This is a genomic window from Gaetbulibacter aestuarii (assembly GCF_039537665.1).
GTDB lineage: Bacteria > Bacteroidota > Bacteroidia > Flavobacteriales > Flavobacteriaceae > Gaetbulibacter_A > Gaetbulibacter_A aestuarii.
The window spans coordinates 334,427-357,121 of record NZ_BAABAY010000001.1 but is presented as its reverse complement, the minus strand read 5'-3'; the positions used below and the strand labels follow the sequence as shown (position 1 = coordinate 357,121).

The window sequence follows — 22,695 nt, the reverse complement described above, 5'->3', positions numbered from 1 at the left end:
AGAATGAAGTTTTTACTAGAAAAGGATACCTGGCGAGAAGTTTTCGAAAGCCTTACAAAAAATAAACTCAGGTCGGTTTTGACCATGGTCGGAGTTTGGTGGGGTATTTTATTGCTCATTGCTCTGTTGGGTTCGGCCAAGGGTATTGAGAATAACTTTAATGCAGTTTTTAAAAATTTTGCAACAAATAGTTTGTTCATTTTTGGAGGTAGGACAACCATTCCATTTAAGGGTTATCAGGAGGGACGTCAAATACAAATGACTCTTGATGACGCAAAAAGTATTCGGGAAAATATACCAGGCGTAGAATATGTAGTACCCAGTATTCAGTTGCAATCTAATTTAAGCCGGAAAAGATTAAACTCAAGCTTTACCGGGCGCGGTGAAATTCCATTATTTGACGTTTTGGCCAAAAAAGATCTGATCTACGGAAGATATATCAATCAAAATGATATTAAAGAACGACGCAAAGTGATTGTCATTTCCGATGATGTATATAAACAATTATTTGAAAAAGGTGAAAATCCAGTTAATAAATTTATTAAAGCTAACGATGTTTCCTTTAAAGTAATTGGTGTCTACAAACCGGCCAATTTTGGGGGTCCGATTATTGATTTTAATATGCCCTATTCCACGGCTCAGCAGTTGTATAACAAGGGTGATGATGTGGATGTTTTAATGATAACAGGTTATCCTGAGTTTGATATTAATCAGTTGGATGCAGATGTGAAATTGTTACTGAAAAATCTACATGACATCAACCCCGAAGATAATCGTGCCTTGAATGGCTTTAATTTGGGGGAACGCTTCGACCAATTGACCGGATTTTTGACTGGTATGCAGTTCCTGACCTGGTTTGTAGGTATTGCAACCCTAATCGCCGGTGTTTTTGCCATTGGGGGTATTCTGCTTATCTCCGTAAAGGAACGTACTAAGGAGATTGGTGTGCGTCGGGCATTGGGTGCCACACCGTTCGTAATTAAAAGACAAATAATAATAGAATCCGTATCGATTTCACTTATTTCTGGCATTCTTGGAATTATTAGTGGTGGACTTATTCTCATGTTGGTAAATCATTTGGTATCAGGTGCAGAAAATCCCATAATGCGAAATCCTTCGGTCTCTACCGGAATGGTGTTTTTAGCCTTGTTGATAGTCACTGTTTTAGGAACCTTGATTGGTCTGATTCCGGCCAATAAAGCCACTAATGTTAAACCTATTGAAGCCTTAAGAGAAGAATAAAAATTAAAAAAATTAAATACTAAGAGATGAAAAAATTTCTAAAAATCAGCTTTATCGTCGTAGTCATCATTTTGTTTGCACTGGTGCTACGCTATTTTTACAAAGCCAATAACAGGCCGGCTGAGGCCTTCAAAACGGAAAAACCGTTCTATACATCGATTGCCAACAAGGTTGTCGCCACGGGAAGTTTAAATCCTGAAGAGGAGGTTGAACTAAAACCACAAATTTCCGGGATCGTCAATGATATTTTAGTCCAGGAAGGCGATTTGGTGAAGAAGGGCGATTTGATCGCTAAAATCCGTATTGTTCCCAATGAGCAGGCTTTGAATTCGGCAAGTAGTCGACTTAATTCAGCACGATTAACCTATGAAAACGCCAAGGTGGTGTTCAACAGAAATAAATCTCTTTACGATAAAGGTGTTATTTCAGAACAGGATTTTGAAAATAATAAACTGTCGTTTGAGCAGGCTGAGGAATCTCTGGATCAGGCCAAAAATGATTATCAGATCATTAAAAAAGGTTCGATTTCGGGAGGTAGTGAAGCCAATACCAACATCATCGCTCAAATTTCAGGAACAGTTCTTGAAATCCCTGTACGCGTGGGGGATCAGGTCATTCAAAGTAATAACTTTAATGCAGGAACTACCATAGCGACCATAGCCGATATGAGTAAAATGATTTTTGAAGGCACCGTAGATGAATCGGAGGTTGGTAAAATCAAAGAAGGCGAGCCTATTGATGTTATTATTGGAGCTTTGGATGAAAAGAAACTTCCTGCAAAACTGAATTTCATAGCCCCAAAAGGTATTTCTGATGCCGCGGGAGCTGTTCAATTTACGATTAAATCGGATGTTGAGGTGGATCCTAATATCAATATTCGAGCGGGTTATAGTGCGAATGCCGAGATCAATATTGCCAGTAAGGATAGTATTTTTAGTATCAAAGAATCACTGGTACAATTCGACAGAATTACTGAAAAACCGTTTGTTGAGGTCAAGCAACCCGACGGAACCTTTAAAAAGCAAGATGTGAAATTAGGAATTTCAGATGGTATCAATGTGGAAATTCAGGATGGGCTAAACCCTGATGATGAAATTAAAGTTTGGAATAAGATTACCGAACAAAGTTAATGATTACACGATGAAGAAAATTAAATATATATTTTGGCTCATTCTTTTTACAGGAACTTTAGTGGTTCATGGGCAACAAAAAAAATGGACGTTAGAGGCTTGTGTTGATTATGCCATTAAAAATAATATTTCGGTACAACAATCTCTTTTAGATCAAAGTCAGGCTGAGGTAGACGAGAGTCAGGCAAAAAGCAATTTTTTACCTAATTTAAATGCCAACGGCTCATTTAATATTAACACCGGTGCCAATATTAACCCAGCGAGTAACCAGTTTGAAAATACAACCTTCCGTTCAGCTTCAGGTGGGCTCAGTTCCGGGATAAATATTTTTTCCGGACTCCAAAATTGGAAAACATTACAACGCGCCAGACTTAATCAAATGGCAGCGTCTTATAAATTGGATAAAATGAAGGATGATATTGCGCTTCTTGTGGCCAATTCCTTTTTACAGATTTTAGCTAATAAAGAACAACTTAAAGTGGCTAGAGCTCAAAATGAGATCACGAAAGAGAACTTAAAAAACACGAAAGAATTGGTGAATTCCGGTGTGGTACCTGAAGGTGATCTTCTGGAAATACAAGCTACCGATGCCACCCAACAACAACAGATCATTCAAGCTGAGAATGCCTTGTTTATTTCTAAATTAGGACTTGCTCAAACCTTGCAATTAGATGATTATAATAGCTTCGATATTGTTGATGTGGATTACGGATTGATTCCTGACACTATTCTTGATGAAAATCCGCAGGTCATAGCCGACAAAGCTAAAACCGTTGTAAATGATGTAAAAATTGCAGATTCAAATTTGGAATTGGCTCAAAAGGACCTTGAGATTTCTAAATCGGCATTGTATCCTACCTTGAGTGGTTTTGTAAGTTACAACACGCGCTGGTCGAGCACGCAAGCGAATCCGTTTACGGGAGAAAATATCAGTTTTATAGATCAATTGTATTTGTTTGATGGTACGGCCGTTGGTTTGCGATTGAATGTGCCAATTTTCAATAATTTCCAAACCAGCAACAATATCAAAAGAAGTAAAATTAATGTGGAGCGTTTCAAACTTCAGAAAAAACAAGCGGAACTAGATCTGGAATCTACAGTTTACCAGGCTTACAGTGATGCTTTAAATGCAAAAAAAGTATATGATGCAGCATTGAAAACAGAGGAAGCGCGTCGCCTGGCTTTTAATTATGCTCAAGACCGGTATGATGTTGGACTTTCGAATGCTTTTGATTTTAATCAGTCACGAATTCAATATGATAATGCCCAGTCGGATGTTATCCGAAGCAAATACGATTTTATTTTTAAGCTGAAAGTGTTAGAGTTCTATTTTGGAATTCCTATTTTAGAAGAATAGAAATTTTAGATTTGGCTTACATCCTGAACATAGAAACGGCAACAACCAATTGCTCGGTATCCATTTCAAAAAATAGAGAAACTATTGCCTTAAAAGAAGATTACGATTCCAAATACTCGCATGCCGAGCGTTTACATGTCTATATTGATGCGGTTTTAAAGGAAGCCGGTATATCTCGGAATGATTTAGACGCCATCGCTGTTAGCAAAGGTCCGGGATCTTACACCGGACTTCGTATTGGCGTATCTTCAGCAAAAGGCCTGTGTTACGCTCTAGAAAAACCTTTAATTTCTGTGCCAACCTTACAATCTCTAGCGCATCAGGTTTCAGCTGAATCAGGAGTTATTATTCCTATGCTGGACGCACGTCGGATGGAAGTTTATTCAGCCATTTTTGATGTTGAATTTCAACAGATAAGAGAAACCGAAGCTCAAATTTTAGATGCAGAATCTTTCCAAAATTATTTAGAAGAAGACTCTGTATATTTTATTGGCAATGGCGTTGAAAAAACTAAAGATATTATACAACATCCTAATGCTGTTTTTATTGAAAAGAAATTACCCTCTGCACAGGAAATGAGTGCTTTGGCATTTTCCAAATACAAAATAGGCGACTTTGAAGATGTCGCCTATTTTGAACCGTATTATTTAAAAGATTTCGTGACTACAAAATCTAAAAAGTAAGCTGTTATTCTTTTTTAATATTAACTTGATGTGGATAAGGAATATCAATACCTGCAGCATCTAGCGCTTCTTTGGTGGCTTCCATAACCTCAAAATAAACAGGCCAGTAATTCTCGGATTTTGTCCATGGGCGTACAGCAAAGTTAATGGAACTATCAGCCAGTTCCAGAACGGCAACCGTAGGAGCAGGTTCTTCAAGAATTTTGTCATTGGCCTTCAATACACTCATGAGCACTTCTTTGGTCTTTTTAATATCGGAGTCGTAATCCACACCAAAAACAAAATCTACACGTCGCGTACCTTCAACGGTGTAATTCACAATATTACCATTGGAAAGAGAACCATTTGGAATGATGATCTCTTTATTGGAAAGTCCGGTAAGTTTGGTAGTGAAAATTTCAATTTGCTTTACCACACCAATTTCACCTTGAGCTTCAATAAGATCTCCAATTTTAAACGGTTTGAAGATCATGATCAAAACACCACCGGCAAAGTTCCCGAGAGATCCTTGCAGTGCTAATCCAACGGCCAAACCTGCGGCAGCAATTACAGCAGCAAGAGACGTCGTTTCAATACCAATAGTTCCTAAAACTACGATTATAAGAACAATTTTTAAGCCCCACTTGGTGAGGTTTACCAGGAATTTTTGAAGACTTTCATCATAATTGGCCTTAGCCATTACTTTTCTCAGACCTTTTAAAAGATGCTTTATAACCCAGGAACCAATGATCCATATAACAATGGCACCAATAATTTTTAAACCATAATCTACAGCCAGACCAGTCCATTTGGTAAAATCTATATTCTGTAAGTTTTCCATTTTTTCAATATTTTTTTAAAGTTAATCGCAGTCTTAAAATAAGAATTTTATTAAGTTTCACAAGTATTTTAATACTTTTTGGTGTGTTATCGTTCAATAAATTCTAAGGCTTTATTAACAGCTTCAACCGGTAGTTTACAGGTTTTATTTACGCATACATAAATAAGGGTCTTCTCCGGGTTGAAGCGACTTTCTAATAATGGCATGTTATTTCCCTTCAGGCTACCTGCCAATATTTTATTTGGAATATAATGTTGATTAAAATCTTTTAATTTTTGTTTAGCCTCCTTACCGGTAATAACAACTTCATAATACGGATTGGTATAATTTAACATGAGATCGTACCAATTAGAATATCCTGAAGGGTGTTGCTGCATTTCAGGTTTTATATTATTCAGCATTTTGACCGCAATAGTATCAAAATGATCATTATCGAAATAGTGCCCTAATTTGAATAGATTTTTTGCCATAACGGAATTACTGGCAGGTATAACATTATCCTGATATTCAATCGTGCGAGACATTAAGGCATCATCTTCATCAGAAGTAAAAAAGAACATACCGCTGGTATCGTCATAAAAATGATCTAAGGTATAATTGGCCAGATCCCTGGATGTGGTAAGCCATTTTTCGTCAAAAGTAGCTTCATAAAGCGATATAAAAGCATCTATGGTTTCCGCGTAATCTTCCAGATAACCATTGATATTACTTGTGCCGTTCTTGTAATTATGGTACAAACCGCCATCAGATTTCATTTGGGTATTTAAAATGAAATTAGCGTTTTTTTCGGCGGAAGCCAGATAGGCCACATTGTTAAATACACGATAGGCGTCTACAAAACCTTTTAGCATGATGGCATTCCAGGAAGTTAATGTTTTATCATCCAGTCTGGGTTTTGAACGTTTTTTTCGAGCCTCAAGAAGCATGGTGCGCCAGTTTTTTAGCTTTTCTTCCCATGTTGTTTTGGTAAGACCATGTTTTTTTATGAAATCTTCATCCGACGCATTTCGAATTAAAACATACTGATCGTGTTCCCACAAACCATAGTCGTTAATATTATAATAATCTGAGAAAAGATCGAAATCATCCTTTAATAACGATTGTAACTCAGGTTTAGTCCAGACGTAATAAGCACCTTCTTCGAGTTTGCCTTCGGGAGTATTACTATCGGCATCATAAGATGAATAAAAGGCACCGTTATCTGCGGTCATTTCCTTTTGAATAAAATTGAGGGTTTGCTCAACAATAGTTTTATACAAGGGATTTTTGGTACTCAAATAAGCATCGGCATATAAACTAACTAATTGTCCGTTATCATAAAGCATTTTTTCAAAGTGGGGTACATGCCATTTTTCGTCAACAGAATATCGCGAAAACCCACCGCCTAACTGATCAAAAACACCACCATAGGCCATTTTGGTAAGGGTTAAATTCAAATAATCTTTGAGGTCTTCATCATTGGTTTGAAAAGCATAGCGCCACAAAAAATGATAATTATTAGGCATCATAAATTTTGGAGCACGTTTGGTACCACCAAAATCATGATCGAATTGCGAAGACCACTTCTTAACGGCAGCATCAATAAATGCTTCATTAAATTCAGGAGCCTCAGTATTTAATTGAACGACATCCAGACTTTTTACACCTTGTTCTAACTGACTTGCATACGCATTGAATTTCTTAGGATCTTTTTCATAGAGTTCGGCAATTTTGGTGAGTGCATCCATCCATTGCGCTTTCTGGAAATAAGTACCTCCCCAAATAGGACGACCATCGGGTAGGGCAACCACATTTAAGGGCCAGCCACCACGACCCGTCATAAGTTGGACGGCATTCATATACACTTGATCAACATCCGGACGTTCTTCACGGTCTACTTTAACATTAACGTAGTTCTTATTCATGATTTCAGCTACCGAATCGTTCTCAAAACTTTCATGTTCCATAACATGGCACCAATGGCAAGCGGCATATCCGATACTAATAAGAAGTAATTTGTTCTCTTTTTTAGCTTTTGTGAGAGTTTCAGGTTTCCAGGCATACCAGTTTACAGGATTATGAGCATGTTGTAAAAGGTATGGGCTGGTTTCATGTATTAAAGCATTTGTGGGATGTTCTTCCATAGATTTCGAGTTCTGATCCTTGCAATTAAATAGGAAAAGGAATATGAGAAACTTAAGGTACTTCATGTATCAAAGTTAGCCAAAATAAAGCACAAAAAAAGCGTTCCAGATGTGGAACGCTTTCATTTGAAATTATAGATATTAACCGTTTATAGCCTCTACGGTCTCTACTTTGTCCTGCAGCATCTGTTTCAACATATTTTCAATACCACTTTTTAAAGTGTAGGTTGAAGACGGACAACCGCTACAAGCACCCTGAAGCAGAACGCTCACATTTTTTTTGTCGGCATCGTAGGAAATAAACTGAATGTTTCCACCATCGCTAGCAACAGCCGGTTTTACATATTCTTCAAGAATATTAATGATTTCCTTGGATATATCATCAAGGGATTCGAATTGAGCGTCTAATTGATCATTCGATTTTTCCAATGATTCCGCAGCTTCAGGTAATACAATATCTTTTCCGTTTTCTATAAAACTTCGGATGAATTCACGAAGTTCCATAGTAATATCCTGCCATTCGGCACGGTCATATTTTGTGATCGAAACGTAATTTTCTTCAATAAAAACATTTTTCACAAATGGAAAATGAAATAGTTCTGTAGCCAATGGCGATAATTTAGCGTCATCGATTGAAGTAAATTCAAAGTGGGTTGTAACCAGTTTTTTATTGGCCACAAATTTCATGGCAGCAGGATTTGGGGTACTTTCCGCATAAATGGTGACAGGCACTTTTTTAGCACTTTGGGCCTCTTCTTCCAAAATTATTCCGCCGTCATTCAGATAAGTCTCAATTTGCTGAGCTACTTCGTCCTGAACATCTTTCCAGTCAACAATATTATAGCGTTCAACAGCAATGAAATTACCGGAAATATAAACTTTCTTTACAAAGGGTAAATAAAACAATTGCTGCGCCAAAGGCGATGTTTTAGCTTCATCAATGTTATTGAATTCAAAACTTTGATGTTGCGTAACAAATTGATTCAATTCAAATTTTATAATGGCATTATTGTTCGTTGCCTGCACGGAAACCTTAAAATTGTTCATTTCAGCTAATTTTTTACAAAAATACTAAAAGATAAGTGGAGTTATATATATATTTGGTAAAAAGCTGACTAAGAAAGAAATAATATTTCGTCTTATATTTACAATAAAATTTAAAGTTCACGTTTATATTTCTCCCGGCTTATTTATTGAAAACATATGAAATTACACCATTACTTTTTTGTATTGATTTTTGCATTCACTTCAAAAATTTCAATGGCGCAAGAAGGACTGCCCATTTATACCGATTATTTAACCGATAATTATTATCTGATCCATCCGTCTATGGCGGGTGTGGCCAATTGTGCTAAGGTGCGTTTAACAGCCAGACAGCAATGGTTTGGACAAAGCGATGCTCCAAAACTCATGACCTTAAGTGTAAATAGCCGTATTGGCGATTCGCCGTCGGGAGTTGGTGCCATAGCTTTTGCTGATAAAAATGGTTATCATTCTCAAACCGGTGCGTATTTAACCTATGCTCATCATTTGATGTTTTCGCGTTCAGAAGTAGATCTAAATATGCTCTCCTTTGGATTAAGTGCCGGATTTATTCAATACAAACTTGATGAAACCACTTTTTTATTCGATGGGCCTGATCCTATTGTAAGTGGTGTGGTTGAAAGTGCCACTAACTTTAATGTAGATTTTGGATTTTCATATCAGTTCCTGGATTTTTATGCACATGGAACGATAAAGAACTTACTTAAAAATTCCGGTGTTAATAATGATATTGAAATTACCAGTAATTTACGACGCTACTTATTGTCGGTTGGTGGCGTTTTATCTAAATATGGGAGTGAATGGAGCTATGAACCTTCCGTGATGTTCCAATACAAAGATGGAACTCAGGAAGCGCTTTTAGATATTAATGGGAAAGTTTACAAGAGTGTTGAATTTGGATCCATTTGGGGCGGAGTATCATATCGAACCAGTTTAGATGGCGCTCAATATTTGAATAGTAGTGGCACTGTTAGTAGTCAAAAATTACAACAGATTTCACCTCTTCTTGGGGTAAACTACAAACAATTTATGTTTGCCTACACTTATACTTATCAAGCCAATTCTTTAGTATTTACCAATGGTGGTTTTCATCAGTTTACGCTAGGATTCAACTTTAATTGCCGCCGTGAGCGTTACGATTGTAACTGTCCTGCTGTAAATTAACATTCTATTATATTATGCCTTTAATTAAATCTGTAAACGGAATAACTCCCAGAATTCCGGAGGATTGTTTTATTGCTGAAAACGCCACCATAGTGGGTGATGTTGCAATGGGTGTGCAATGTAGTGTTTGGTTCAATGCTGTGATTCGAGGTGATGTTCATTTCATTAAAATTGGGAATAAAGTCAATATTCAGGATGGTGCTGTGATTCACGCAACTTACAAGACGTCTCCAACAACTATTGGCAACAATGTGTCTATTGGCCATAATGCTATTGTGCATGGTTGTACCATAAAGGATGATGTTTTAGTAGGTATGGGAAGCATTATTATGGACGATTGTATCGTGGAAAGTCATAGTATTATTGCAGCCGGAGCTGTAGTAACCAAGAATACACATGTAGAAGCCGGAAGTATCTATGCCGGAGTTCCCGCTAAAAAAGTGAAGACGATCAGTCAGGATTTAATTTCTGGTGAAATCGAACGTATCGCCAATAATTACGTCAAATATTCCGGTTGGTTTAAGGAATAAAGAATCGCAAATATTTAAAACTCCAGATATTCTGCAACAAATGCATCTCCTAAAAAGGATTGCATCACTTTTGGATCGGTATTCGAATAAAACTTCAATTTTGGTTTTTCCGTTGAGGTGTTTAAAAGCCCATGACGTTCAAGAACAGCCTTGGTTTGTTTTGCAACAGCTTTCCCGGAATCAATAATTTTAACATGCTGAGGTAGTAATTCCTGGAGTACCGGAATAAGGTAAGGGTAGTGTGTGCAACCTAAAACCAAATAATCAATATTGACCTTTAGCATGGGTTCGAGATAGGATTCAAGCAAACTTCGCATCGCCTCACTGTAAAGTTCACCACTTTCGATCAATTCTACAATGCCTTTACCATCCTGCTCAATCACAGTTTTGCCATTGGCATAAAGTTCTGATGTTTTTGAAAATAAAGTACTAGTAAGGGTTCCCTTGGTTGCTAAAATACCTATAGCATTGTGTTCGGTTTGTAAGGCGGCTGGTTTTATGGCAGGCTCAATACCTATAAAAGGCACCTCGTAATGTTGTCTGAGATAATCAATAGCATTGGTTGTTGCGGTATTACAAGCTACAACTATGAGTTTACAGCCTTTTGATAACAGCAACTCTGTGTTTTTAACGCTTAGATCGATGATGGCCTGTTTTCCTTTTGGGCCATAAGGAGCATTCCTACTATCTGCAAGGTAGATAGTATTTTCATGGGGGAGGAGCTGATGGACTTCTTTCCAAATAGAGGTGCCTCCTACACCGGAATCAAAAATGCCTATAGGATTTGTACTCATAGTAAAACAAAAATAAAAAGCCGCTTTTTAAAAAGCGGCTTTTTATGATTTTAATTTTAAGCGTATTATTAAATACCTAATTCTTTTTTAACATCGTTAAGCAAGTCCTTTCCGTTTGCTACGATAATAACGCCAACACTGGAGTCTAAAACATAATCGAAACCTTGTGCTGCAGCTACTTTTTCAATAGCAGCTTTGGCTTTATCTGTAATAGGCTTCATTAAATCACGCTCTTTTTTCTGAAGATCTTTTTGCGCATCAGCCTGGAATTGTTGTAAACGTTGTTGTTTTTCTTGAATTTCCTGACTTCTTTTAGCGTTTTCTTCCTCAGTTTTTGTAGGTGCCTCAGATTCGTATTGCTTTAAAAGGTTTTGAAATTCTGTTACTGAGCTTTGCATATCTGTTTGATATGTTTTACTCAAAGCTTGTAATTCAGACTGCGCTGATTTGGTTTCAGGCATTGCTTGAATTAAGTCCTGAGTATTTATATGGGCAATCTTTTGCGCTTGTGCAAAACTAAAAGTGCCTAAACATAAAGCAGTTGCAAATAAAATAGTTTTGAATTGTCTCATTTTAAAAATAGTATTAAGTGTGTTATAAATTATTAATTGTTGTTACTGGTACTGTCTTTTGCTTTTTCTCTATCTTCTTGTATTTTCTTTCTTTTTTCTTCTAATTCTTTTATTCTGGCACGGCGTTGTTCTAATTTTTTTTGTCGGTTTTCTTCAATTAGCTGTGCTCTGGTTTTCTTTTCTTCAGGTTGCGTTGCTTCTTTGGTTTTAACCTCTGAAGGCTTTTCTACGCTCGGGATACTATCGGTTTCAGTTTCGTTAGCATTATTACGTTCTGCTAATTTTGCTTGCTTGGCCTTTTCCCGTTCCTCTAATATTTTTTGACGCTTTTCTTCAGCAGCTTTAACACGAGCTGCACGTTCAGCTAAACGTTTTTGGCGTGCTTTTTCTATAGCACTTTCGCGTTCTTGTTTTTGTTCTTCAGCAGCTTGCTCTCTGGCTTCCAATTCCTTATTTATCACAGGAACGATATCTTCTTCTTCGGCGGCTTTTCGTTCGGATTTTGTAGTTGCCTGCTCCCGTTTGGAAGCTCTTGTAATACTTCGTAATACCATGTCACTTATATCCAATTGATTGGCAACATACAGCATACCACCATTCGCCTTATCTAAAACCATATCATATTTTCGTTGAGCAACTATGGTTTGAACCGCCGCAAAAATTTGATCTTGAATGGGCTGCATCAGTTGTTTTTTCTGAATGAATAAATCGCCATTCGGACCAAATCGTTTTTGTTGATAATCAAGAATCTCATTTTCTTCAAAATCCAGATCTTCTTGACGTTCCTGAGCTAATTCATTGGTAAGTAATGCTTTTTCATTACTTAAATTAATGCGCTTTTGTTTTAGAGCGTTGAGTTTTTCTGCAATTTCAATTTTCCATTTGTCGGCTTTAGCATTTAGTTGTGCCATAGCTTCTTGATACTCAGGAACATTTTCTAAAATGTATTCAGAATCAATATAGGCTATTCTTACACCTCGCTGGGCATTAATGCTCAAGCTTAGAAGAAAAAACAAGGTCATTAAAAAAAGAACGTTTCGTTTCATCTGTGTAATTTTCATAATTTATGGCTTTATAAACTCTAAAAACGACAGATGATTCTATTTATTTTCTGCCACTCCTTTGAATTATGCTTTCAAAATTAACGAATTTTAATTTTAAAAATTTTAATTCAAGTTAAATCATCAAGGTCATATTAGAAAATATCGTGCCAAAACTATGAAACTTTAAAATTGTTGCCCAATAATAAAGTGTGTTTCCCAACCATTGGCACCGGTTGATCCGGGAACATTATCAAATCCGTATCCAAAATCAATACCTAATAATCCGAAGGCGGGCATAAAAATGCGTACCCCCACACCGGTAGAGCGTTTTAGGTTAAAAGGATCGAAATCTCTAAAATTATCAAATGAGTTACCACCTTCAATAAATCCTAAACCATATATTTTAGCTGATGCTTTTAATGTAATAGGATAACGTAATTCTAAAGAGAATTTGTTGTATATGGTTCCACCATCCTGAGTTGATAAAGATTGATTAGGATAACCACGTAATTGGATCACTTCTCGTCCGTCCAAAGAAAAATTACCTAACCCGTCACCTCCAACAAAGAAACGTTCAAATGGAATAATGCCTCGATCGTTGTTGTAAGCTCCTAAAAATCCAAACTCGACACTGGGACGTAACACAAGATCTTTCACAATCTGGGTATACCAGTCTGCTTTGAAATTGACTTTGTAAAACTCGAGCCATTTATAACGTTCCTGGTCAATTTCTGCAATTCTATCACTAGCTGCCTGTTTTTGGGTATTTGTTGTATTTACATCATTTATTATGGCTTGCTCATCACTTCGCTCGTCCTTTAATCCGGCGTAATCAACCTTATTAAATAAGGAGTAGGGCGGAGAAAATTTTGCTTTAATACTAAAGTTTGAACCTCCCGTTGGGTAAATAGGGTCTACACTGGTGTTGTTACGCGAAAGTCCAATGGTATAAGAAAAGTTATTTGAGTAACCATCACCAAAAGTAAATAGACCTGTATTGTAATTATTCAAATCATAACGTTGAAAACCTATGGCTTGTGATAATACAAAATAGTCATCCGGTACGGATAAGCGTTTTGCTAATCCAAAGGTAATTCCGGTAATATTAAAACTTTTACTTTTATCGGGTCTACGGTTCAAATAGTTATATAAGAACTGTTTTGTATGCGAAATCGAGGTAGAAAATTGCACCGGACGTTTCCCGCCTAACCAGGGCTCTGAAAACGAAAAACTATACGTTTGGAAGAAGCGACTGGCCTGAAGGCGAAGGGCTAATTTTTGTCCATCACCCATTGGAATGGGTTTATAAGCATCTTTATGAAACAGGTCTTTTATAGCAAAGTTGTTGAATGACAACCCTAAAGTTCCGATAAAGCCACCACCACCATAACCACCTTGTAGTTCAATTTGGCTGGAACCGGTTTCCTTTACGGAGTATTCCATATCGATGGTTCCTTCAACAGGATTTGGGTTTTTAAAGTTTGGCGCTATTTCCTGAGCATCAAAAAAACCAAGCTGACCTAATTCACGAACGGTTCGTACCACATTGGCCTTACTATATAATTCTCCGGGACGTGTTCTAAGTTCACGATATATAACATGGTCATTAGTCTTGTCATTTCCAACTACGGATACTCTGTTAAAGTAGGCCGGTTTACCTTCCGTGATACGAATCTCCATATCAATAATATTATTATCAGCACTGGTTTCCACAGCATTGATGGTAGAGAATAAATAACCACTGTTTTGGTAAAGGTTGGTAATATCGTTAGCGTCAGGTTTTGAGTTATCGGCTATTCTTTTAGAAAGTGCCACTCCGTTGTATGTATCGCCTTCTTTAATTCGAAGAATACGATTTAAAAGCGCATCAGGATATGCCGTATTTCCTATAAACCGTATTTTTCCAAAAGTGTACTTTTCACCTTCTTCAAGATTGATATTAATACTAATGGTTTTGTCGTTATTGTATATGATACTATCCGATAAAATTCGGGCATCACGATAACCATTTTCTTTATACTTATCAATAAGGCTTTCTAAATCTTCTTTGTAGTCGTCCGCAATATACTTCGAACGTTTGAAAATACGGATCGGATTGATCTGCTTTGTATTTTTCATACTTTTTCGAAGTTGTCTATCACTAATAACTTCGTTTCCGCTAAAATTAATGTCCTTTACTTTTACCTTTTCACCTTTATCAATATTAATAACCATGTTCACTCTGCTGGTAGGCAAGGAATCTTTTACTTCAATGGTATTGATGTAAACTTTGGTATTTAGAAAACCATCTTTCTTGTATTTATTGGTAAGATAGTTCTTGGTTGTTGTAATAAGGTTTTCTGTAACCTTAGCGCCTTTGTCCAGTTTGTTTTCTTTAATGATATCATCAAACTTAGACTTTTTGACACCTTTAATTTTAAGTTCATTCAATTGAGGAAGATCGGCTAATCGGATTTCCAAATAGGCTACGTTATCTTCAATATTAGTCACGTAAATATCGATATCATTAAATAGATTCGACTTCCACAGCTTTTTAATGGCATCACTGATTTGTTCTCCAGGAATTGCTATTTCTTCACCTTTACGCAACCCGGAATAGGCTACAATGGTTTGCTCGCTAAAGCTTGTTTGTCCTTTAACTGTAATATCTCCAAGGATATATTTTTTGGCATCAGGGGCTAAATTCTGAGCTTGCGTTATAAAACTGCACGCTAAAAATAGAATTGATAGGCAGTAATTGAGGAGTGTATTAAAAGGTAGAATATTAGCTGAGTTGCTCGCTTGTTTTCCCAAATCTTCGTTCTCTTTGTTGATATTCAATAATAGCTTCATACAAATGCTGTTTCGTAAAATCAGGCCAAAGCACATCTGTAAAATATAATTCGGCATAAGCAATCTGCCAGAGCAAAAAGTTACTTATTCTTTGTTCGCCGCTAGTTCTAATAAGCAAATCTACGTCTGGTAAATTTTGCGTGTAAAGATGCTCATTAATAATTGATTCATCAATTTTTTTTGGCGAAATTATATTATTTTTAACTTTAATACTAATTTCTTTAACAGTGTTTAGTAATTCTTCGCGTGAACCGTAGCTCAAGGCCAGAGTCAAAGTCAATTTTTCATTTTCTTTAGTTTTTTCCATGACTTCGGTTAACTCATTGTAAACCTTTTTAGGTAAGGTTTTTAAATTCCCAATGGCGTTTAGTCTTATTTCGTTTTCTTGAAGATTACTAATTTCTTTTTTTAATGTAGACACCAAAAGCTTCATTAAAGTTTCCACTTCCAGTTTAGGGCGTTTCCAGTTTTCAGTAGAGAAGGCGTAAAGCGTTACGTTCGGAATACCAAGTTCGCCTGAAGCTTCTACAACCTCACGAACGGCCTTGGCACCGTTTTCATGACCAAACACCCGCATCATACCTTTTTGTTTTGCCCAACGCCCGTTGCCATCCATAATAATGGCCAGATGTTGCGGTAATTTCTTGGTATTGATGTGCTCTTTTAAGTCCATTTTATTTTGATCGTTCGCAATAACAAGGATTTTCCCCAAAGGTATAGGTTAAGGTAATTCCGGAAAACATATACCAGTCATTATTATTAATATTGCCAAAGCGGTATTGTTTTAAAGCAGCATCGTCTGGGTTGCTCCCATCAAGGGCATCAGTAAAGGTATATCGAGCGCCAACTTCGACGCCTATTACAAAGCTACCTAAAATATTGGTCTTAATACCTAAAGTCATAGGTATTCCGAAAGACCAGCTTTTTTTATTCGCACTGGTTTGATTACCGGCGAAATAATAATATTCGTCATAACGAAAAGCGCTAATTCCTGAATATAAATAGGGTGTAACCATGGGAAGTCCGGAATGGAGGTCGAAATCTATAAAGGTAAATTCCATCCCTCCTGAAATTTCCAATAGGTTGCTATCAAAGCTGTAATCTCGTTGAATACGGCGGGGATCCTCTGATTTACTGTCGTAGGCATCAATATCGGCATAAATAACTGAAAGGCGCCAGGAATGTCTGGGGCTCATATTAAGTTTATAAATCAAGCCAAGTGCCAGATTATCAGGGTTGATGTATTTTGTAGAGCCTATATCGGTAATAAGATTGCTGCCACCGGCATAAATACCAATTTCATGAATTTGGGAGTAGCTTAATTGCAGGCACAATAAGCTTATTATTAAGATGGTTGCTTGCCTCATATAATTTCAAAAGTTTGCAAATATAACAAATATGCTGAGTCCATAACAATTTGAGGGGAATTGTATGGATTAAAACAGGATTTATGTGAATTTATTGTTTTGATCAATTTCTATTGTCCTCGCCCCATAGGAGTTTTTTCCTTAAGGTTACAAGAAAGCTTTCGTCCAGAAGGTCTATCATCTTAATTTTAAAATCGGCTTTTTTAATAGTGATGATGGTACCGTTCTCTAAAGTAGCAATTCTGGAATCGAGGGAAATTAAATGACTATTTTCTCTGCCATCCACTTTAAGTTGAATAACGGTAGAATCGGGAATTGCAAGCGGACGGGCACTTAAGTTGTGCGGCGCAATTGGGGTAAGTACAAAGGTGTTTGTGCCCGGCGTTATAACAGGACCGCCGCAACTCAATGAGTAGCCTGTTGAGCCGGTAGGTGTTGATACGATCAGCCCGTCACTCCAGTACGTTGTTAAATACTCGCCATCCAGGAGGGTTTCAACATTAATCATCGAAGTGGTATTCTTTCTACTTACAGCAACCTCATTTAAGGCGAAATTCAAGGCGGAAACGTCTTTACTTTCCGGCGACGTTTCCACGGAGAGCAGACTCCGCTCAGAAATACGATATTTTCCTTCGATAATATTCTTGAATGCACTTTCAATCTGATTAACAGATACAGTTGCCAAAAATCCGAGGCGTCCTGTATTGATACCAATTATTGGGATATCGATATTCTTCACAAAGGTGATGGCTCGCAAAATAGTTCCATCGCCTCCCACACTTACCAGGAGATCAAAGGAATCGTCGAGTGTGTCGAAGGTTTTGAATGAAAAGTAATCTTTGCTGTTTTGAGATTCTTGCTTAATTAAATTCAAAAAGGCCGTTTCAATATAAGCATCAATGTCATTGTTCAATAAATAATGAAACAGGGTTTCTACCGATTCGGTAGTTGTCGCATTGTAAAATCTTCCAAAAACAGCAACTTTCATCATTATATATCGAGGTATTTTTTAAGGTAATTCGACCGTTCTTTTAGGCTTTCAACATAACTATCTTCTTCATGACCTGAAATAATATTATAGGAGTAACGGCGGAAGGTTTGAATAATATCCGTTAAACCGGCCTGGCCAATTTTCAAGGTAATTTGAACCAGATCAGTATTCATACTTGAAATAAAAGCGCCTAATAATTTACCGTCATTGGATTCTACGATCTGGCTGATCTCACTAAAAGAGTAATCGTTGATACCTTTTTCGACCACAATAATACCTCCGGCTTCAGAGAAAAATGGCGATTCATTGAACAGGCCAATAATATCATTAAGTTCATAATAACCCAAATAATCGCTATTGGCATTTAGAACAGGCATAATATTCGCGTTATTCACCGCAAATGCTTCAAGTACATCTAGCCATAGTGTGGTATCGCGAACAAAAAAATCTTCCAGAGAATAAAGGAATTCCTTTACCGGTTTATCGCTTTCAAAGCAATGCGCATCGGTTTCAAAAAACGACCCAATAAAAGTGCCATGCTCATTTTGAACAGGAATATGTGAATAGGTAAGCTGATTAAATAGCTGTTGCAACTCACTCACCTTGCTATTTACAGAGATGGGTTTTATGTCGTTTATAATATAATCTGAAAGCGTCATTTCTCTTAGGAGTCTTATACTGCAAATTAATCAAAAAAATAGCAAAAACGGCCTTCTAGTTTGTATTTTTGTGTTTAAATTAACGATGATGACCAAGTTAAGTGTAAATATTAATAAGATAGCCACGCTGCGGAATTCCCGAGGTGGCGACGTACCTAATGTGGTACAATTTGCAAAAGATGCGCAACGTTTTGGAGCGCAAGGCATTACTATTCATCCCAGACCGGACGAACGTCATATTCGGTATCAGGATGCCCGCGATCTAAAACCTGAGGTGTATACCGAATTCAATATTGAAGGAAATCCCATTACAAAATTTATAGATCTTGTTCTGGAGGTAAAACCTACTCAGGTTACTTTAGTTCCTGATGCTGTGGATGCGATAACCAGTAATGCCGGTTGGGATACCCTTAAGCATAAAGATTTTTTGGCGGAGGTGATTCAGGAATTTAAAAGTAATGGTATCAGAACATCAATTTTTGTCGATCCGGTTCTAAAACAGATTGAAGGAGCTCAGGCTACCGGAACAGATCGCATCGAATTATATACGGAATCTTTTGCCAAACAATACGACCTGGGAAATAAAGATGCTATAAAACCTTATGTAGCTGCGGCTGAATTGGCTGGTAAATTAGGTTTGGGTGTGAATGCCGGGCATGATCTGTCTCTGGAGAATATTCAGTTTTTTAAATCACAAATTCCCAACCTTATGGAAGTATCTATCGGGCATGCCCTGATCGCAGAAAGTTTGTATCTAGGTGTGGAAAATGTGATCCAAATGTATCTGCAAAAACTGAAATAATGGAATTATATTCGAATATTATTGGCGAAGGAAAGCCATTTATCATTTTGCACGGCTTTCTGGGGATGGGAGATAATTGGAAAACCCTTGGAAAGGAATTCAGTGAAGCGGGGTTCCAGGTGCATCTTATTGACCAGCGTAATCATGGGCGAAGTTCCTGGAGCGATACCTTTAATTATGAGGTTATGGCGGAGGATATTAAACGTTACTGCGAAAAACACGATCTAAAAAATAGTATTCTTTTAGGACATTCCATGGGTGGAAAAACAGCGATGCTTTTTGCTACGCTTTATCCGGAGCTGGTTGAAAAACTTATTATTGCTGATATTTCACCACGTTTTTATCCGGTGCATCACGATTGGATTTTGAATGGTTTAGCGGCATTGGATTTTGATCAGATGGAAAGTAGAGGTGATGCCGATGAGGCCTTAAGTAAGCACATTAAAGATTTGGGTATCCGCCAGTTCTTACTAAAAAATTTGTACTGGAAAGAAAAAGGAAAATTAGGTCTGCGTCTCAATCTGGACGTTTTACAACAAGAAGTTGCTGAGGTAGGTGAAGCCTTACCGTCTTATGCTACTTACAACAAAGAAACCTTGTTTTTACGTGGCGATCGTTCCGAGTATATTGGCGCAGATGACGAAGCGATTATTAAGAACTATTTTCCGAAGGCCACCATTGAAACTATTCCAAACGCGGGGCATTGGTTACACGCCGAAAACCCGGAGGCCTTTTACAAAGCGGTGATGGATTTTATAAAATAGTTTTCGTAATTTTAAAAAACATACAAATCAAACAGATTCATGAAACTCATTATTAAATTGCTACTAAATGCCATCATTGTTTTTGTTATTGCAAACCTTTTAAGAGGCTATGGTGTGACTTTAGATAATTATTGGACGGCCATTATCGTGGCAGTTGTGCTTTCAGTTTTAAATTTACTGGTGAAACCCATTTTGGTCATTTTCACCTTACCTATTACCATCGTAACTCTAGGATTGTTTCTTATAGTCATTAATGCGATTATTTTAGAAATTACAGCTTCTCTGGTAAATGGTTTCGGAATCGATAGCTTTTGGACGGCCATTTTCTTCAGCTTATTATTATCAATACTACAATCTATTCTCCATTCAACCTTAAAAGAAGAAGACCGAAAAAGGAATTAAAGCCTTCTTTATCACCAATTTTAAGCGTAATGAAATAGGTCAGGGAAATCCCATAAAATCAAGTATTTAAAAACTTTGTTGCGATGTAAAAATGTTTTATTTTTGCATCCCGATTTTTGGCTATCGCGATAGCCGCATATTAAATAATAAAAAGGTTTATATCATTAAAGAATGAATATTACAAGAGAAAACGTTGATGCATTAAATGCAGTAGTGAAAGTGGATATCGCTAAGGAAGATTACAGCGATAAGGTTGAAAAAATTCTATCGGATTACCGTAAAACCGCGAATATTCCCGGATTTAGAAAAGGACATGTACCTATGGGTATGGTTAAAAAACAATACGGAAAAGCAGTATTGGTAGATGAAGTGAACAAGTTATTGCAGGATGCATTAAATAAATATTTAACAGAAGAAAAGCTTGATGTACTTGGGCAACCGCTTCCAAAACAACAAGATGATATCGACTGGAATGGTGATGGGTTTACTTTTGAATTTGAATTGGGTTTAGCACCTGAATTTGAAGTGAACTTAAAAAGTAAAAAACCGATTACGCACTACAACATTATTGCCGATGATAAAATGATCAATGAGCAGGTAGAACGTATCCAGAAACAATACGGAAAATTAGTTCCTGAAACCGAAGTGAAAAAAGAAAGCGAGATTACAGGAACCTTTGTTAATGACGATCGCGATATTGAAAATAAAGTAACTCTAACGCTGGATAAATTCAAAGGAAAAGCTACTGAAAAGAAATTTATTGGAGCTAAAGTTGGCGATTCTTTTGAATTGAAGACCAAAGGACTTTATGAAGACGATCACGAACTTATGCATGCTTTGAAATTAGGGCATGATGAAGTACATGGTTTGGATATCACGGTAACATTTACCATTTCAGAGATCAATAAAAGAGAATTGGCAGACCTTGATCAGGAACTGTTCGATAAATTATTTGGTAAAGATGTTGTAAAATCCGTAACCGAATTGAAAGCTAAGATCAAAGAAGATGCTGAGAAGCAATTCGTGCAACAATCAGATCAAAAGTTACTGAACGATGTTACTGAATACCTGGTTGAAAATACGAAGTTCGATCTTCCTGCCGAGTTCTTAACCAAGTGGATGCAAACAGCCGGAGAAAAAGAAATGGATTTGGATCAGGCAAAAGAGGAGTACGAAAAATCAGAAAAAAGCTTGCGTTATCAATTGATCGAGGGGAAACTTATCGAGGAAAACAATATTAAAGTGACCATGGAAGATATCAAGGATCACGCTAGAAAAATGATCAAAGCACAAATGGCGCAGTTTGGTCAAATGAATCCTTCTGATAAAGAGCTTGACGATATTGCTGCACGTGTACTTTCAAATCAGGATGAAGCACGTAGAATTTCAGAGCAATTAATAAGTCAAAAACTACTTGAACTATATAAAGAAAAAGCAAATATTAAAGAAAAGGAATTAAGTTACGAAAAGTTTGTTAAAGAAGTATACGGCGATAAGTAAGTAAATAATATTTCACTATATTTAGGGCGTTTAAATCTTGTTGATTTAAACGCTTTTTTATTCTCAGATCAACTGCAAAAACCCAGGATGCTTTCAACAGTTTTTTTGATATCAATTAATAATTAAAATTTACAGTAAACAAACTATGGATTACGCAAAAGAGTTTGAAAAATTCGCCATAAAAGATCAAGGTATTAACAGCAACTACTACAACAAAATCATTAGTAGTATGTATCCTACTAATTTAACGCCTAACATTATTGAAGAACGTCAAATGAATATAGCCGTTTTCGATGTGTTTTCGCGTTTAATGATGGATCGTATTATTTTTTTAGGAACCGGTATCAACGATCAGGTAGCCAATATTGTACAGGCTCAGTTATTGTTTTTAGAAAGTACCGATGCCTCTAAAGACATTCAAATTTATATCAATTCCCCGGGTGGAAGTGTTTATGCCGGATTAGGAATTTACGATACCATGCAGTTCATTAAACCCGATGTCGCCACCATCTGTACCGGAATGGCTGCTTCTATGGGAGCCGTGTTATTATGTGCCGGTCAGAAAGGAAAACGTAGCGGATTGACCCATTCCCGTGTGATGATTCACCAACCTTTAGGTGGCGCTCAAGGCCAGGCAAGCGATATTGAAATTACGGCTCGCGAGATTATTACCTTAAAAGAGGAATTATATAAGATCATAAGTAAGCATAGTGGTCAGGACTACGACAAAGTATACGAAGACAGTGATCGCGATTATTGGATGAAAGCCGATAAAGCGAAAGAATATGGGATGATTGACGAGATATTAGCCCGTAATTAAAGAAAAAATTGTAATTTTATATCTTTGGTACACCCGTATTTTTATAGATACGCTCT

General features: G+C 36.9%; 22 protein-coding genes. 11 read left to right on the top strand and 11 right to left on the bottom strand.

The genetic code is table 11. From position 1 onward, the window contains the following. The first annotated feature begins 3 nt into the window (after window positions 1-3). The 4 genes from ABD682_RS01495 to tsaB are packed head-to-tail and all read left to right on the top strand — an operon-like array spanning window position 4 to window position 4,412. Window positions 4-1,242 (top strand): ABC transporter permease, encoded by a 1,239-nt coding sequence (locus tag ABD682_RS01495; RefSeq protein WP_344738244.1) that lies wholly within the window; start codon window positions 4-6, stop codon window positions 1,240-1,242. 26 nt (window positions 1,243-1,268) lie between these two features. Next, window positions 1,269-2,372 (top strand): efflux RND transporter periplasmic adaptor subunit, encoded by a 1,104-nt coding sequence (locus ABD682_RS01490; protein ID WP_344738242.1) that lies wholly within the window; start codon window positions 1,269-1,271, stop codon window positions 2,370-2,372. Next, window positions 2,329-3,729 (top strand): TolC family protein, encoded by a 1,401-nt coding sequence (locus ABD682_RS01485; RefSeq protein WP_344738240.1) that lies wholly within the window; start codon window positions 2,329-2,331, stop codon window positions 3,727-3,729. Before ABD682_RS01490 ends, ABD682_RS01485 begins: the two co-directional genes overlap by 44 nt. 11 nt (window positions 3,730-3,740) lie before the next feature. Next, window positions 3,741-4,412, top strand: a complete 672-nt coding sequence (gene tsaB / locus ABD682_RS01480; protein WP_344738238.1) for a tRNA (adenosine(37)-N6)-threonylcarbamoyltransferase complex dimerization subunit type 1 TsaB — start codon at window positions 3,741-3,743, stop codon at window positions 4,410-4,412. Between the two features lie 4 nt (window positions 4,413-4,416). Here the strand turns inward: tsaB and ABD682_RS01475 are convergent, their stop codons facing one another. The 3 genes from ABD682_RS01475 to ABD682_RS01465 form a co-directional block, all read right to left on the bottom strand. Beyond that, a complete protein-coding gene (locus ABD682_RS01475) occupies window positions 4,417-5,232 on the bottom strand; it encodes a mechanosensitive ion channel family protein (protein WP_344738236.1) in 816 nt (271 codons plus the stop codon). Between the two features lie 86 nt (window positions 5,233-5,318). Beyond that, complete coding sequence (locus ABD682_RS01470) at window positions 5,319-7,421, bottom strand: thioredoxin domain-containing protein (protein WP_344738234.1); 2,103 nt, start codon at window positions 7,419-7,421, stop codon at window positions 5,319-5,321. 75 nt (window positions 7,422-7,496) lie between these two features. Next, a complete protein-coding gene (locus tag ABD682_RS01465) occupies window positions 7,497-8,402 on the bottom strand; it encodes a NifU family protein (protein ID WP_344738232.1) in 906 nt (301 codons plus the stop codon). A 156-nt stretch (window positions 8,403-8,558) separates the two neighbouring features. Here ABD682_RS01465 and ABD682_RS01460 point away from each other — a divergent pair, with 156 nt between their 5' ends. Together ABD682_RS01460 and ABD682_RS01455 are read left to right on the top strand one after the other, a co-directional pair. Beyond that, window positions 8,559-9,563 carry a PorP/SprF family type IX secretion system membrane protein gene (locus tag ABD682_RS01460; protein ID WP_344738230.1) on the top strand — a complete coding sequence of 335 codons (1,005 nt, stop codon included), beginning with the start codon at window positions 8,559-8,561 and terminating at the stop codon, window positions 9,561-9,563. A gap of 14 nt (window positions 9,564-9,577) precedes the next feature. Then, on the top strand, window positions 9,578-10,093 hold the full coding sequence (locus tag ABD682_RS01455; protein WP_344738228.1) for a gamma carbonic anhydrase family protein: 516 nt from the start codon (window positions 9,578-9,580) through the stop codon (window positions 10,091-10,093). A gap of 14 nt (window positions 10,094-10,107) precedes the next feature. On the opposite strand, the gene murI is transcribed toward ABD682_RS01455, so the two are convergent. The 8 genes from murI to ABD682_RS01415 all read right to left on the bottom strand — a co-directional run bounded on the left by murI (window position 10,108) and on the right by ABD682_RS01415 (window position 18,351). Further along, entirely contained in the window at window positions 10,108-10,887 is a 780-nt protein-coding gene (murI, locus tag ABD682_RS01450) for a glutamate racemase (RefSeq protein ID WP_344738226.1), read from the bottom strand. 68 nt (window positions 10,888-10,955) lie between these two features. Beyond that, entirely contained in the window at window positions 10,956-11,459 is a 504-nt protein-coding gene (locus ABD682_RS01445; RefSeq protein WP_344738224.1) for an OmpH/Skp family outer membrane protein, read from the bottom strand. A 32-nt stretch (window positions 11,460-11,491) separates the two neighbouring features. Next, entirely contained in the window at window positions 11,492-12,520 is a 1,029-nt protein-coding gene (locus ABD682_RS01440) for an OmpH/Skp family outer membrane protein (RefSeq protein ID WP_344738222.1), read from the bottom strand. 165 nt (window positions 12,521-12,685) lie between these two features. Beyond that, window positions 12,686-15,334 (bottom strand): outer membrane protein assembly factor BamA, encoded by a 2,649-nt coding sequence (gene bamA / locus ABD682_RS01435; protein WP_344738220.1) that lies wholly within the window; start codon window positions 15,332-15,334, stop codon window positions 12,686-12,688. Continuing rightward, window positions 15,267-16,007: an undecaprenyl pyrophosphate synthase gene (uppS, locus tag ABD682_RS01430; protein WP_344738217.1), complete on the bottom strand. Its 741-nt coding sequence runs from the start codon at window positions 16,005-16,007 to the stop codon at window positions 15,267-15,269. The genes bamA and uppS overlap by 68 nt, the downstream gene beginning before the upstream one ends. Before the next feature lies 1 nt (window position 16,008). Continuing rightward, window positions 16,009-16,701 (bottom strand): type IX secretion system protein PorG, encoded by a 693-nt coding sequence (porG, locus tag ABD682_RS01425; RefSeq protein ID WP_344738215.1) that lies wholly within the window; start codon window positions 16,699-16,701, stop codon window positions 16,009-16,011. A gap of 103 nt (window positions 16,702-16,804) precedes the next feature. Beyond that, window positions 16,805-17,689 (bottom strand): NAD kinase, encoded by an 885-nt coding sequence (locus ABD682_RS01420; RefSeq protein WP_344740789.1) that lies wholly within the window; start codon window positions 17,687-17,689, stop codon window positions 16,805-16,807. Window positions 17,690-17,691: 2 nt separating this feature from the next. Next, on the bottom strand, window positions 17,692-18,351 hold the full coding sequence (locus tag ABD682_RS01415; RefSeq protein WP_344738213.1) for a CBS domain-containing protein: 660 nt from the start codon (window positions 18,349-18,351) through the stop codon (window positions 17,692-17,694). Between the two features lie 88 nt (window positions 18,352-18,439). Here ABD682_RS01415 and ABD682_RS01410 point away from each other — a divergent pair, with 88 nt between their 5' ends. From ABD682_RS01410 to clpP, 5 genes are all read left to right on the top strand, one after another. Then, the gene (locus ABD682_RS01410; protein WP_344738211.1) at window positions 18,440-19,153 is read left to right on the top strand and encodes a pyridoxine 5'-phosphate synthase; all 714 of its coding nucleotides are present in this window, start codon (window positions 18,440-18,442) and stop codon (window positions 19,151-19,153) included. Beyond that, window positions 19,153-19,917, top strand: a complete 765-nt coding sequence (locus ABD682_RS01405; RefSeq protein ID WP_344738209.1) for an alpha/beta fold hydrolase — start codon at window positions 19,153-19,155, stop codon at window positions 19,915-19,917. The genes ABD682_RS01410 and ABD682_RS01405 overlap by 1 nt, the downstream gene beginning before the upstream one ends. A gap of 39 nt (window positions 19,918-19,956) precedes the next feature. Then, window positions 19,957-20,319 (top strand): phage holin family protein, encoded by a 363-nt coding sequence (locus ABD682_RS01400; protein WP_344738207.1) that lies wholly within the window; start codon window positions 19,957-19,959, stop codon window positions 20,317-20,319. Window positions 20,320-20,490: 171 nt separating this feature from the next. After that, the gene (gene tig / locus ABD682_RS01395; protein ID WP_344738205.1) at window positions 20,491-21,819 is read left to right on the top strand and encodes a trigger factor; all 1,329 of its coding nucleotides are present in this window, start codon (window positions 20,491-20,493) and stop codon (window positions 21,817-21,819) included. 145 nt (window positions 21,820-21,964) lie between these two features. Further along, the gene (gene clpP, locus ABD682_RS01390) at window positions 21,965-22,639 is read left to right on the top strand and encodes an ATP-dependent Clp endopeptidase proteolytic subunit ClpP (protein ID WP_344738203.1); all 675 of its coding nucleotides are present in this window, start codon (window positions 21,965-21,967) and stop codon (window positions 22,637-22,639) included. Window positions 22,640-22,695 lie beyond the last annotated feature (56 nt).

What these genes read in the sequence shown, in the direction of transcription:
- ABD682_RS01495 (WP_344738244.1), top strand. Translation starts at nt 4, where the DNA reads ATGAAGTTTTTACTAGAAAAGGATACCTGGCGAGAAGTTTTCGAAAGC.
- ABD682_RS01490 (WP_344738242.1), top strand. Translation starts at nt 1,269, where the DNA reads ATGAAAAAATTTCTAAAAATCAGCTTTATCGTCGTAGTCATCATTTTG.
- ABD682_RS01485 (WP_344738240.1), top strand. Translation starts at nt 2,329, where the DNA reads ATGATGAAATTAAAGTTTGGAATAAGATTACCGAACAAAGTTAATGAT.
- ABD682_RS01475 (WP_344738236.1), bottom strand. Translation starts at nt 5,232, where the DNA reads ATGGAAAACTTACAGAATATAGATTTTACCAAATGGACTGGTCTGGCT.
- ABD682_RS01470 (WP_344738234.1), bottom strand. Translation starts at nt 7,421, where the DNA reads ATGAAGTACCTTAAGTTTCTCATATTCCTTTTCCTATTTAATTGCAAG.
- ABD682_RS01465 (WP_344738232.1), bottom strand. Translation starts at nt 8,402, where the DNA reads ATGAACAATTTTAAGGTTTCCGTGCAGGCAACGAACAATAATGCCATT.
- ABD682_RS01460 (WP_344738230.1), top strand. Translation starts at nt 8,559, where the DNA reads ATGAAATTACACCATTACTTTTTTGTATTGATTTTTGCATTCACTTCA.
- ABD682_RS01455 (WP_344738228.1), top strand. Translation starts at nt 9,578, where the DNA reads ATGCCTTTAATTAAATCTGTAAACGGAATAACTCCCAGAATTCCGGAG.
- murI (WP_344738226.1), bottom strand. Translation starts at nt 10,887, where the DNA reads ATGAGTACAAATCCTATAGGCATTTTTGATTCCGGTGTAGGAGGCACC.
- ABD682_RS01445 (WP_344738224.1), bottom strand. Translation starts at nt 11,459, where the DNA reads ATGAGACAATTCAAAACTATTTTATTTGCAACTGCTTTATGTTTAGGC.
- ABD682_RS01440 (WP_344738222.1), bottom strand. Translation starts at nt 12,520, where the DNA reads ATGAAAATTACACAGATGAAACGAAACGTTCTTTTTTTAATGACCTTG.
- bamA (WP_344738220.1), bottom strand. Translation starts at nt 15,334, where the DNA reads ATGAAGCTATTATTGAATATCAACAAAGAGAACGAAGATTTGGGAAAA.
- uppS (WP_344738217.1), bottom strand. Translation starts at nt 16,007, where the DNA reads ATGGACTTAAAAGAGCACATCAATACCAAGAAATTACCGCAACATCTG.
- porG (WP_344738215.1), bottom strand. Translation starts at nt 16,701, where the DNA reads ATGAGGCAAGCAACCATCTTAATAATAAGCTTATTGTGCCTGCAATTA.
- ABD682_RS01420 (WP_344740789.1), bottom strand. Translation starts at nt 17,689, where the DNA reads ATGAAAGTTGCTGTTTTTGGAAGATTTTACAATGCGACAACTACCGAA.
- ABD682_RS01415 (WP_344738213.1), bottom strand. Translation starts at nt 18,351, where the DNA reads ATGACGCTTTCAGATTATATTATAAACGACATAAAACCCATCTCTGTA.
- ABD682_RS01410 (WP_344738211.1), top strand. Translation starts at nt 18,440, where the DNA reads ATGACCAAGTTAAGTGTAAATATTAATAAGATAGCCACGCTGCGGAAT.
- ABD682_RS01405 (WP_344738209.1), top strand. Translation starts at nt 19,153, where the DNA reads ATGGAATTATATTCGAATATTATTGGCGAAGGAAAGCCATTTATCATT.
- ABD682_RS01400 (WP_344738207.1), top strand. Translation starts at nt 19,957, where the DNA reads ATGAAACTCATTATTAAATTGCTACTAAATGCCATCATTGTTTTTGTT.
- tig (WP_344738205.1), top strand. Translation starts at nt 20,491, where the DNA reads ATGAATATTACAAGAGAAAACGTTGATGCATTAAATGCAGTAGTGAAA.
- clpP (WP_344738203.1), top strand. Translation starts at nt 21,965, where the DNA reads ATGGATTACGCAAAAGAGTTTGAAAAATTCGCCATAAAAGATCAAGGT.